The sequence below is a fragment of the Aestuariibacter sp. GS-14 genome (assembly GCF_006494365.1).
Classification (GTDB): Bacteria; Pseudomonadota; Gammaproteobacteria; order Enterobacterales; family Alteromonadaceae; genus Alteromonas; species Alteromonas mangrovi.
The window spans coordinates 175900-188253 of the sequence record NZ_VHIP01000009.1 but is presented as its reverse complement, the minus strand read 5'-3'; the positions used below and the strand labels follow the sequence as shown (position 1 = coordinate 188253).

General features: G+C 48.7%; 8 protein-coding genes. 2 read left to right on the top strand and 6 right to left on the bottom strand.

Going from position 1 to position 12354, the window contains the following annotated elements; translation table 11 throughout:
• Positions 1 to 230 precede the first annotated feature (230 nt).
• Positions 231 to 734 (top strand): VPLPA-CTERM sorting domain-containing protein, encoded by a 504-nt coding sequence (locus FJ444_RS15225; protein WP_140959612.1) that lies wholly within the window; start codon positions 231 to 233, stop codon positions 732 to 734.
• Positions 735 to 929: 195 nt separating this feature from the next.
• A complete protein-coding gene (locus FJ444_RS15220; protein ID WP_140959610.1) occupies positions 930 to 3386 on the top strand; it encodes a S8 family serine peptidase in 2457 nt (818 codons plus the stop codon).
• A gap of 149 nt (positions 3387 to 3535) precedes the next feature.
• Here the strand turns inward: FJ444_RS15220 and FJ444_RS15215 are convergent, their stop codons facing one another.
• From FJ444_RS15215 to FJ444_RS15190, 6 genes are all read right to left on the bottom strand, one after another.
• Complete coding sequence (locus tag FJ444_RS15215; protein ID WP_140959608.1) at positions 3536 to 4162, bottom strand: response regulator transcription factor; 627 nt, start codon at positions 4160 to 4162, stop codon at positions 3536 to 3538.
• On the bottom strand, positions 4159 to 4860 hold the full coding sequence (locus FJ444_RS15210) for a sensor histidine kinase (RefSeq protein WP_255439211.1): 702 nt from the start codon (positions 4858 to 4860) through the stop codon (positions 4159 to 4161). Before FJ444_RS15210 ends, FJ444_RS15215 begins: the two co-directional genes overlap by 4 nt.
• Positions 4857 to 8003 carry a serine/threonine-protein kinase gene (locus FJ444_RS15205; protein ID WP_140959606.1) on the bottom strand — a complete coding sequence of 1049 codons (3147 nt, stop codon included), beginning with the start codon at positions 8001 to 8003 and terminating at the stop codon, positions 4857 to 4859. Before FJ444_RS15205 ends, FJ444_RS15210 begins: the two co-directional genes overlap by 4 nt.
• A 34-nt stretch (positions 8004 to 8037) precedes the next feature.
• The gene (locus tag FJ444_RS15200) at positions 8038 to 8880 is read right to left on the bottom strand and encodes a GAF domain-containing protein (protein ID WP_140959604.1); all 843 of its coding nucleotides are present in this window, start codon (positions 8878 to 8880) and stop codon (positions 8038 to 8040) included.
• 51 nt (positions 8881 to 8931) lie between these two features.
• A complete protein-coding gene (locus FJ444_RS15195) occupies positions 8932 to 9768 on the bottom strand; it encodes a DUF6689 family protein (RefSeq protein WP_140959602.1) in 837 nt (278 codons plus the stop codon).
• Positions 9769 to 9845: 77 nt separating this feature from the next.
• Entirely contained in the window at positions 9846 to 12323 is a 2478-nt protein-coding gene (locus FJ444_RS15190; protein ID WP_140959600.1) for a S8 family serine peptidase, read from the bottom strand.
• Positions 12324 to 12354 lie beyond the last annotated feature (31 nt).

Here is a 12354-nt window from a genome sequence, read left to right as displayed (position 1 = left end):
TCCGTGAAGGTGGTCGTACAGTAGGTGCAGGCGTTGTAGCTAAGATTCTTGCTTAATCTTAGATACCGCTAAGTATCATAGAAAAAGGTCGCGTAAGCGGCCTTTTTTGTTTTCTCAAAACACATATTTTTTTCCGGTCCGCTCAGCAGTCTGGGGGGAATCCCCTATATCGACCTCCCCCCTGATTCATTACCTTTAGATCATCTATTCGACAGTATCCGAGGTGTGAGATGAAGTCTGTTGTTTTAATGTCGTTATTATTAATGTCTGCAAGTACTACTGCTGGGGTAATTCGGTATGATTTTAATACTCAAACATTCAGCGATGCCCATAGGATTGGCGGCTATTTTGTTTACAACGATAGTAGTGATGCACTGCTTGATTTACTTGTTGCTATGGATGGGCCCCTCTATACGTTCAATGCTGGAATAGCTGATTTAACCAATCCCGATAGCTTTTCATTCTCCATCGGTAATCTGGTTTTTGGCGATAATCCAAATGAAGGTTTTCAAATCACTGTTGGCGACGTTAGCCTAGTAACCGGACAATACGGTTCGGTAGGCGATGATACCTGTTATTACGACAACGAAAACATGCTGTGTACTGAAGCATTGTTTGAGTTGACATCAACCGTCATCGAGGCTGACTCGCCAGCTGTATCATCACCAGGGGCGTTGGGTTTATTAATGGCCGGATTAGGTGCAATTGCCGGATTAAGACGCCGCCGCAGTTAGTCTCATGAAGAAGTACCCGTGTTCCTCTTCTTCATTTTAGCCCTCAGCGTGAGGGCTTTTTTTTGTCTGTAAAACAATCTGTTGGGAAATCTGTGATTTTGTTTGAACAGGCGCATTTCTAGGGGGAACTCCCCATAGAGGCTGCATAGGAATTAGCCAATACTGAAGCTGTAACCATGACAAGGGGTAAAGCTCATGACACATTTTAATCGTAAAACTTTATTAGCTTCAGCAGTAGCGTTGGCGCTACCTGCTTCTTATGTAAACGCAAAAACTTTCGATGCAGATCTAGCGGCCAGGCTTGCTGAGTCTCCATTTGAACTGCAACAGGTAATCGTTACCTTTAATGGTAATAGCGCCCCCACCGCTGCCCAAATCAACGCACTTAGCGAACTGGGCATAGAAACGGGTATCAGCATGAAGAGTATGCCAATTATAGGCGTACTTGCTACTAAAGCGCAGGTTGAGGCGCTTTATAAACGTGAAGACGTTGTGTCGGTATGGAACAACGATGAACTGACGTTTGAAAACTATGAATCTACGCAAATTACAGGCGTTAAGGCTATGCAAGCAGATAGAAGCCTGCGCAATAACGGTATTCCGTATTCAGGTCGCGGGATTGGCGTAGTAGTAAATGATTCCGGTATCGACGGCACACACGGTGATCTGTCATTCCCAGACCACGTTGTACAAAACGTATTGGCACAAACTAACCTGAACAGCTTTAGCAGCATCTTGCCAATCACGTATCAGGAAGATGTGATCAATACGGATATTCTGGGCGGACATGGTACACACGTTGCGGGTACTGTAGGTGGAAATGGTGCAATGAGTTCAGGTTTGCATGCGGGTGTTGCTCCCGGCGCTGATATCATTGGTTATGGTTCGGGCGCAGGTTTATTTATTCTGGATACGCTGGGCGGTTTTGACTATGCGTTAACACATCAATTTACCTACAACATCCGTGTAATTTCCAATTCATTTGGTAATACCGGTGATGTAGGCACCGAATTTAATCCGGACGACCCTACTAACATTGCTACTAAAATGTTGGCAGATCGCGGCGTAATTACCGTGTTTTCAGCAGGAAACTCTGGTTCGGGCGAGTCTACCATTACGGGGAACTTCAAGAAGGCACCATGGGTAATTACCGTTGCTGCGGGTGACAAAAACGGCGAGCTTGCTGACTTCAGTTCTCGTGGTGTTAGCGGTAAGGGGGGAGAGGTCGTTGTCGATGGTGAGGTCTATACGTGGGAAGACCGCCCAACGGTTACCGCCCCTGGTGTCGATGTCATCTCGGCACGCGATTCTCTGTCAAGCTTAGGCGCGTTAAGCGCTACTGATGACGCAGAGATGATCGAGCCTCAGCATTTACCTTACTACACAGTTTCAAGTGGCACTTCGATGGCTGCACCGCATGTGTCGGGTATTGTAGCGTTAATGCTGGAAGCAGATCCCTCAATGTCCTGGCGCGAAGTAAAAAGTATTGTCCAGCAAACGGCTACGCCAATGGCAGCCCGTGAAGCCTGGGAAGTGGGTGCTGGCTATATCAACGCACATGCGGCCGTTCGTGCTGTGGTAGATGGTGTTGAAGTGTTCGGCGATACCGTGAAGAAAGACCGTGAGTTTAACGGTTTTGCCAATGTTGCAGAGGGCGATGCTTTTACCTTGCAAGCGACCTACCTGCCGGTTGGAGAGTCGCCGGTTGAAACTTTTGAGGTAGGCCCGGATGTGTCTCTGGTGGTTGCCAGCGCGTCCATTGAATCCGCAACGGCTTTTGTGCTGGAAGACCCAGTAGGTAACCGCTACGGATCGGGGATTGGCTTACCGGTACTGGGCTCCTCAGTAGGGACATCGGCGCCAGGTATGCCAGGTACGTGGAAGTTGTATGTTCGTGGTATCGGCAGCATTAGCGGTGTGTCAGTTGATCCGCTTGGCGTTACTAATGGAATTGGCGTACCCGGTACGGTTGATGTGAACGTGCGCCTGTTAGTCACGTCAGGCTTCTCTGGTATTGATGACGCGATAGGTCATCCGGCTCAATCGTTTATTGAGAACGTAGTAAGTAAGCAATTAATGGATGCACGTGGTGATGGTTTTGCACCTGATGCCTACCTCACCCGTGAAGAGCTTGCCGATACACTGACGCTGGCCGCCAATCTTCGCCAGGCTCAAATCGGTAATATGACGGCGTATACTGATACCGGCAGCAGCCAGTTTAATGCAGCAATTAACTCAGCTACGACATCAGGCAGTGTATTGTCTGACCTTACAATGAGTGACGCTCCCGTTATGACCGGTGCAGGCTCAGGTAGTTTTCACCCGCAAGGCAGGGTAAGCAAAGAAGAGTTAGCGTATTCACTGGTACAGGCTTTGGGTCTGCAAAGTGAAGCTGAAGCCTTCAACTCTGCTGACACCGTAACCGCCATTGTGTTTGGTGAAGCTATCGAATTGGAAGATTCACATCTGATTGATCCTGCTCTGCGCGGGCATGTGCAACAAGCACTGGCGGCTGGTCTTATGACAGTTGAAGTATATACCACGCAAGGGCCATTCGATTTTGAGCCCAAGCTTCATGCTCGTTTTAATCCTGCTTCAGCAGTAACACGTGGCGAAGCAGCATTCTCGGTAACCAATTTGAGTAACTTGTAATATGTGAACCACGGAAGTAGTTAACAGAAATGTTCCTCAGCGATGAGACATTCTTGCAAAATTTTTCATCGTAAACTAATAGGGTCAGCATCGCTGGCCCTGTTTCTTTATATCTATTCCTTGTAACACTGCTTCTATACGAATTGGAATTATTCCAAAAGCCCAGCCTTACCTGCGAGTCGAATCAATTCAGCTGAACTGCTCACATTGAGTTTTTTATAGATATTACTGCGGTGGTTTTCTGCGGTCTTTAAACTCATGGTAAGTAATTCTGCAATCTGCTTGCTGGTGTTTCCGGCAGCAACAAGAAAAAACACTTCTCTCTCTCTGCGTGTCAGCGCAGCAACCGGACTGACTCTGGCAGGCTTCCCGGTATCATTTCGTTGATGTGCGGCAATAAACGCGGTGCGGCCATGATAAATACTGCGGATGGCGTCAATTAATACGTCACTTGATGATTCTTTCAATACATAACCTTTAGCACCGGCATCTTGCATAGCTTCTATGTATTCCAGTTCGTTGTGCATGGAAAGCACCAGAATTTTACAGTCGGGGCGCTGCGCCAGCAGCTTGTCGATCGCCACCAATCCACTCATTCTGGGCATGGAAATATCCATTACCACTACGTCTGGTTTTAGCCGGATTACCAACTCAATAAGCTCAACGCCATCGCCGCATTCTCCAATAACATCGATACCGGCATCGGCATTCAATACCTGGCTAAGCCCTTGTCGCATCAGCACGTGGTCGTCTGCCAGTACTATTTTTATCGTCATAACGCTACCGTTAAAGTAATGTGAGTGCCTTGTTGAGGGCGTGCCTGAAAAGTTAACTCTGCATCAAAGGCACTGGCTCTGTCGAGCATGCTGGACATACCGATGCCTCGCTCTATATTCTCAACGTCAAACCCAACGCCGTTATCAATTACGTCCAACCGTAACACCTGATGATGCTGAGCAAGATTAACAGTAATAGTGTCGGCCCGACTGTGCTTAAGCGCATTTACCAGCGCTTCCTGTGCGATTCGAAATACCAGAATGGCCTGCACCTTGGGGATGTCACCCTTCAGGTTAATATCACAAGCATACTGTATTCCTTCGGCTTCGAACAAGTTGCGACACAGCCATTTAAGTGCGGGTTTGAGGCCCAGGTCATCAAGAATGGTTGGGCTCATCATGCGAGACAACTGGCGGACGTCAGCCAATGCCATTTCGGCAATATCATAGAGCTCGGTGAACTCAGGCTGGTTGCTCGCTATACCTTGTAACCGACGCGTAAGTCCTGTGAGCAGTTGCCCCACGCCGTCGTGCAATTCTCGGGACAAGCGCGCTTTCTCACTTTCCTGTTGTGTCCACAGCCGGCGGGCTAATTCCCGCAGGTTAATCTGTTCTTCATCCAAACGGCGTTTAAGCTCTTCCTGCTGCAGCTGAATACGTTCAATTAAGGCCGCTTGCTCGTTGTGCTTGCTAGTCAAAAGTAATGTGCCTCGTACTGTTTGGCCTGCTCAGCACTTAGCTGACTACGCCACTGTTGCAACGCCATGTTTTGCTGTTGCCTGGAGTATTCATCGGTGAATCGCGTCAGGTACAGATGATTACGCCAGTGTTCGGGGTGTCCCTGTAACTGGATCTTAAGTTTTCTTAAGGCCTCCGTGTCCTGTTCACTGTTTAAGTATAACCACTGCATGTAAGACTGATAGTAAATGGGTTTCACCAACTGGTTGGCACGTAACATCAGCTCACTGTTTGAAGGCAGCTTTAATCTTTCCTGAAGATCCAAGAGTACCTTGAGTTCAACCGTCAACGGGATTTGCCCATAGGGCAGATTGTCTATAAAAGGTTGGATCAGGTTGCTATTAAGCTGGTTTACTTCGAGCGCGTAGGCATTGTTAAGCCAGCCAAACAGCGTTGAGTATTCCAGCATGTCGTCAGTAATGAAGGGGGCGGCTAACGCCAATTGGTCAGACAGGCATGCCCAGTCAGTAATGCGCAGGCACATTTCACCATGCCATAAATACACTTCCAGTAGTGCTCTGCTGTCGTTGGATTTTTCGGCAAGTTTCCTGGCCTCGTCAACATTCCGCGTTGCCTCTTTGAGCTTGCCTTGCGCAAAATTAAGATAGCTGTAGAACAGCTGATTGATCATTTGCTCCTGAGTTTGATTAACCGAAAGGAGGGTGTCTACCTTGATTAAATGCTTGGCTGCGGCCCGGCGATCGCCTTTTACCATACTCATTAATGCCAGGTTCTGATGGGTACGCATAAGATGAGCTTGATCGTTGATTCGTTCAAACTGATTTAAGGCCTGATTCCAGTAAATATCGGCAAGGGAATAGTCTCCCAGCAGAAAGTGCATGTACGCCACATTGGACATACTCTCTGCTTGTTTCGCGGTGTTGTCAGACTGGGTTCGCAAATCGAGACCTTGTTTATAATACTCCAGTGCTTTCTGATAACGCCCTTTCTCCTCATACATAAAACCAAGCGTGTCAATGATGTGAGCCTGCTGAGTGAGATTGCCCAGCTTGCTCAATAGCTCAGAGGCTTCGTGTAGCGCCTCTTCCGCTTTGTCGAAATGGCCGTTGATGGCAGCTACATTAGCGAGATTTGCCAGTGTGGTTGCCCGGTCTTCTGGCATATTGTTGGCATCGCGAAGTACCAGCGCATCGCTAAAATACCGTTCTGCTTGGGCGTAGTCGGCCAACCGTAAATGCGCTACACCAAAGGCATTCAGAATCAGCCCTTCCGCCTGCGTGTCGCCAAGTCGTCTGGCAGCCACCAATGCCTGGGTTAATTCTCCGGCTAACGCCTCACTGATATTACCCTGAATAATATTCAAGCGGCCTAGTTCAAACCACAGTTGTGGATTGTTTTGATTGATGGCGAGAGCCTGTTGATACAGCGCCATGGCTTTTGCAGGGGCATCTGCCCACTCAGCGATTTGGGCACCTGAATACAATACTTCAACATGCTCTGGATATAGTGATAGCAAGCGCTCACTTGCCTGAACGGCGAGATCCAAATCATCGGTGATTTCGGCTTGTATTATTTTTCCGCGCAGTTGCCAGTACTCATTACTGTCTGTAAGCGCAAACAAGGCCGACAGTTGTTGTTGGGCGGCACTGTAATCTCCGTTCTGAAACTCTAAATCTGCGCCTTTTAACCAGCCCCCCGGATAGTCAGGCAAACGCTTTTGCAGTTGTGCAATTTGAATCTCGGGTGTGGCTTCCGCACTGCTGTCTATAACCGATGCAATATTCTCCAGATAGCTTAAATCAGGCGCAGCACCAGGTTGCTCAATGGCATCCAATAGTTGCCCGGTAATGTGTTTGCCCAACTGGGCAACACCTTCTCCTAGTCCCGCATTGCTTACCGTATTGCTTACTTCAAAGAGGTATTGGTTTGTAGGCATGAGGACAGCTGCTACGGATACCTGATATTGTGACTCTGATAAGGGCGCCGCATCCAGTAACAGTAAAATATCGATGCCAAGCGTAGTGCTTATTGTGTTGCGATCATCCGCGGATTGGGCGGGTGTGAGACCCAGGTTGGTAATCAGTTGCTCTATAGCATGCCGGTCTGCCAGGGCGATTTTTTGTGAGGCTTCTACCGGGTACTCAAGCAGGTTAGCCAGTAGTTTGGTTGGCGCATAAGTATGATCAGCAATTAAGCCGACACGCAGTGTTTTGGCCTGGATATCGATTGATGGTGAGCGGTACTGCCATGACACCAGCGCTACAATAAGCACAGCCAATACGCTGGCTGCGACTAACCATCCAAAGGGTAATTCAACGCGTTTACGTGTCAGGGGATCAGAAAACAGAGTATGCCAGGTATCCAGCGCAGCGTCAGGTGATGGGCGCTGACTGGCATGCTGATGTGTCAGCGTAGCGATAAATCGGTTATGCGTCTCTCGCCATGCCCGGTCTTTCTTTTTACTAGCGTTAACGTGGACGGCGTCAATGATTTGCTTCAGCACTATACCAACACTGTACAGGTCGGCCGTTTGACTGGTTATTCCGCTCTGCAATACTTCAGGCGCTGAATATTCACTATGACCACTGGTTTGTTGTCTGATATCACTCGTGTGCTGGCCGATCCCAAAATCGATTAATACCAAGTCATTATTCGCATTAATCAGCAGGTTGTCTGGCTTAATGTCACCGTGAAAAATGCCTTTTTGCTGACATACCTTAATGGCGTCAAGCAGTTGCTCTGCCCAGCGTTGGTATTCGGCAACTGACACCGGCTGTTGGATGCGGGCAAGCAGGGGCTCGCCTTCAATGAGTGACATGGTGAAGAACAGCGACGTACTATCACAAAATACATCGTGAACACGCACAATATTAGGATGCTGTAGCTGGCGGGCAAGGTTAACTTCGTGGCGGATTTGTTCAAGTTGCTGAGGAGCACTGAGTTGGGTGGGTAAAAGCTTAATTGCAACGTCTACAGCCAGAAGCTCGTCATGTACCTGATAAACATGACCCTGCGCGCCGGCCCCCAGCTGTTTTTTAATTGTAAAGCGCCCGGCCAGTTGCGTGCCGGCTAGTAATATTCGCGCGTCATGTAACTGCTGGGTAGCAAGATCCTGTTCGTTTTCAACTTCCGAACCCGACACTCATCCACTCCTACTTTGTGCCACTGGCACATCGCTAAATTTCTGTCACTAAAGAAATATTATGTTCTATGGAGTGGAATAACAAACGTAAAGACAACATATTTGCTAGTAATTGTGTCAACTTAACATCCGTAACAGTGAAATATTGTCTGCCTTGGGTATTGTCACCATAAAGCACACCAATTACGCGGTTTTCGGCAATCACTGGTACGCACAAGGCGGCTTTAATACCAAATCGTACAATACTTTGTCTGGCATTGAATTGTTGGTCGGCCTGCACATCGCCAATGGCAACGGGCTGTCGGGTCTCAATGGCATGGCGGATAACCGTCCGACTGCCGCTGAATTGTGTGGTATCCATCCAGTCTTCGTGCCCCATCGCCGAGCCTATTTCGAACTGCTCGTTAAATAGCAGCAGGGCAGCACGCTCACAACCCAGAGTTTGGATCATTGAATGTCGCGCTACGTCCAGCATCGCTGAGGTGTCGCGTGACTGATAAATGGTTTTCTCAAACTGGCGCAACTGCTGTTTACGCCAAAAGTACACACTGTCCTGTTGGGCCAGGTCATTCAGGCTCAGACGTTTGATTTGGCATGGCACGGGACCTAAAAACACCAGCGTATTGTCGGGCAGGGTTTCATGCTTAATGGCCCGTCCGCCCAAAAAGCAACCGTTACTGCTGGTATCGTCTATCGTCCAATGGGAGTGACTATTGTGTGTGTCGGTTTTAATGGTGGCGTGCAGACGCGATATTTGCGGATGTTGAATAACAATGTCAGCCTGACGGGAACGCCCCAACCGGTATGACGTTCCCTCATACATAAGGTGTTCTGTGATCACGCCTTGTTCGTTGGCATAAGCAAGTTGTAGTGGCATACCGGGCGCCCTGCTTGTTGAGGTACTTTACAAGCAACGTTACAAAGCACGTTACAATGTACGCAAACTAAATCGAAGGGTATGCAATTGGGTAAGCAGCTCGCCTTTCACGTTTACCAGATCATCGGATGAACGCCATACGTCTGCCATAAAGTCGCCATTGCAGTTTTCTACCAAATCGATCAGGGTATCCACTACACCCAACGCTGCGGTGTAGTCTGCACCGGAAAGATCATCGTGTAGGAAATTCAGTTGTGCGTTCAGCGCCGACAGGATCACTGGAGATATATGTGAAGACTGATCCGCTATAAACTGTTCTATGCGAGCGTATTTTGACTCGATCACATCTTCCGGAACGCGCAGATCCATCAGGATCATAAAGTCAGAAAAACTACCGGTATTTCCGCGTGAGCGAATACTGCCAGCCGCAGTTAATTGCGTTATGTCTTCAAACTGACCATTGGCATGAGAACGGAAAAGACGCAACGCCGGATTGAAGTGCAATGCCTTGGTGTAGAGCTCTATCATTGCCATGCCTTCAAAGGCAAACCCCGCATTGGGTTTGGGCGAGATAGAAATCACAACCGGAAAGCCACTGGTTGCGGTAACCAGTGACGAGGGTAAGCGGTTCACGAGTGATAAGTCAGTGGGTAACAGTAACTCCGCACTGATATCGATATTGCTGGCGTTCAAACCTACCGCGTTATCGAATTCAATCTTGATGTCGACTTCAATGGTACTTGAAACTGCGATCGTCGCTTCAATTTCGTTATCGTCGAAGGAAATCTGTTGCGGTAGAACAACTTGAGCAAAACTGGTGGGCGTGAACAGCACAAGCGCTGCAACAAAGCCTTTTAGTGCACGGGGCAGGGTAGAGTACTTCATCATATTTACCTCTCTTGACTGTTCAAAAATACACCAATATTTCCACTCCTTCAAGAAAAGGAGTGGAAATGCTTTACACTTTAGTTGTAGTAGTAATCGAACATTCTACCGGCCAATACCGCGTAATGTGCTCTGGTGATCTTAGTATCCGGAGCGAAGCTCGCTGTAATAGTTGGCTCCAGGGCAAATGGGCTTTGCTTCACGTCGAAGTGTACGTTAATTAGCGACAGGTTGATTGCCAGTTGTACGTGGCCTTTCAGTGCTGCCGGGATCAGGTGCTGGTCCTGCAACACAACCGATTGCCCCTTATAGTCCACAACAATATCATCAGCAGGGTTAAATTCGTCTGCCAGGCCTTGTAAACCTAGCATTTGCACCATGGCATAACTGATGTCCAGTTTATCCATTGTGGCAAACGCGCTTACCTGACCCTGAACAGCATCCAGCAATACCGGGCTTTGTGTGCGCAGGTTATCTTTCAGCGCGCCACCCTGAACCGAGACTGATTCCATATAGGGTTTATCTGCGCCTGGTGATGACACGGCGGGTGCCGGCTCATTAAGCAAGTCGCGATACTGGCGAATTGCACCGCCCATCATGGCATACCGCGCAAAGTCTTTAACCCGTAAGTGAGCGTTTGGCGAAAAGTTTTTGCCCAATGAATCCATTAACCGGTTGCTTACGGCAAATTCAATGGCGCCCTGTTGTGGGTGTCCGTCAATATCGTCAAGTCCGTTGTAACCACCGCTAATTTCAAAGTTAACAGCAACATCGAAAAATTCAGGCAGACCCGGACCATTGGTTAATCCCAGCGGATCGGCGCTCACACCAGAGAGTGACGTCAGGCCGTACACGTAAATACGCCAGGTCCCAGCCATACCAGGTGCGGAAACGCGCATATTTTCAGATAGCACAGGGGTGGTTAAATTGCCGAAATACTCTGTACCATCAGGTGCAACCAGAACCAGTTTGGTCAGGTTGGCAAGGGTACTGGCAGAGGCTTTAACCACGGCCACGTTACTACCCACTTCAAAGGTTTGCATTTCAGGCGTACCTACCGGTGAGTAGAACAATTCCAAATTAAGCTGTTCATCTGAAGTGGCTACCAGTGCATTTGCATTAAAGGTTTTACCATCCAAATTGTTTACTGTTACTTTGTGGTTCATATCGTAATTCAGTGCTGCAGCTACCGCTGAACGGGCATTCACGTAGCCGCCGCCCACTTCCCAGCGCTCATAGCCTGGCATGTTGGTAGCCGATTCCTGCAATAACTTTTTGATAGTCAGATTATCCAGTTCAGGATTGGCTTCCAGCATGAGTGCGATAATGCCTGACACGTGAGGGGTTGCCATACTGGTACCTGAAATCATGGTGTAAAACGGCACATTTTCAGTTTCGATGGCATCAATGTCAGCATCCCCGCCGTTGGCGGCCAGGTTGGTCACTGCGCGGGTTGAAATAATATCTACTCCAGGCGCAACAATGCTTACCTCATTGGTGTAGGTCCATTCGGTGCCGTCTGGCATGGTAAAATCGCCAGACTCGCCTTTCAGGCCGCGTGATGAAAACCCGGCGAGCTTGCCAAATTTGTCGCCTGCACCGACTGAAATCCCCCAGGGAATTTGGGCATAGGGATTATGTGAGTCTTCACCCGGACCATCGTTACCGGCTGCGAAGACACTCAGAATGCCCAGTTTGTGCGCTTTGTAAGTTGCGATGGAAACGGGCCCAAGTGGTTCATATTTGCCACTTGAACCCCAGGAATTGCTGATAATGCGAATTGGGCTATTGTAGGAATATAAATTATTGATTGCGAAATCAAAGCCACCAATGGTGTCCAGCAAGAATAAGCCTCCGCCAGAACCGTAGCCAATCAGGTCGGCATCAGGAGCAGCTCCCACGTATTTTCCACCCGACATGGCACCGTTGCCCGCAATGGTACCTGCTACGTGAGTACCGTGACCTGAGTTAGTGTCGGTATTGACTTGACCGGTAAGCACCAGGCCATTGGTTACACCAGTAATGCTAATGGCTGAAGCGTGGGTAAGGGCCTGCACGTTTTCGACAACCGTATCACCGAAAAAGTGATCCTGATGAGAGGCATCAACCCCTGAATCATTCACCATGATGGTAATGCCTTTACCAGTGTAATTGTTGCCGTTGCGCTGTGCAAAGCCACTGGTTTGTAAATCGGCTACGCCGGTGATCTCACGTGCATCCGCGTTGTACAGGGTCATTTCCCGGTTTGCAAATACCGATCTCACCCCATCCAGCGCCGCAATTTGTTCGATTTGCGCTTTATTGGCAACAACGCCAATGATAGGGAGCGATTTAAACTGTACGCCTTCGGTAATACCCAATCCCAGTAGCTGACTAAGCTGAGCTTCCGACAAGGGTTCCATCTGGTCGTAAGTAACCACTGCCATGATTGAACTTACCGCGTCCAGTGCTGCCAGTTTACTTTGCATTTGTTCACCAATGTAGGCGTCTGCAACAGCCTGACTGGTTGGCGCTGCCAGCATGGCAGCGGCTAGTGTAGTGAGTGCGAACTTCTTCATAACTTACTCCTGGGTGGGAATTTTTTGTCAC

What these genes read in the sequence shown, in the direction of transcription:
- FJ444_RS15225 (WP_140959612.1), top strand. Translation starts at nt 231, where the DNA reads ATGAAGTCTGTTGTTTTAATGTCGTTATTATTAATGTCTGCAAGTACT.
- FJ444_RS15220 (WP_140959610.1), top strand. Translation starts at nt 930, where the DNA reads ATGACACATTTTAATCGTAAAACTTTATTAGCTTCAGCAGTAGCGTTG.
- FJ444_RS15215 (WP_140959608.1), bottom strand. Translation starts at nt 4,162, where the DNA reads ATGACGATAAAAATAGTACTGGCAGACGACCACGTGCTGATGCGACAA.
- FJ444_RS15200 (WP_140959604.1), bottom strand. Translation starts at nt 8,880, where the DNA reads ATGCCACTACAACTTGCTTATGCCAACGAACAAGGCGTGATCACAGAA.
- FJ444_RS15195 (WP_140959602.1), bottom strand. Translation starts at nt 9,768, where the DNA reads ATGATGAAGTACTCTACCCTGCCCCGTGCACTAAAAGGCTTTGTTGCA.
- FJ444_RS15190 (WP_140959600.1), bottom strand. Translation starts at nt 12,323, where the DNA reads ATGAAGAAGTTCGCACTCACTACACTAGCCGCTGCCATGCTGGCAGCG.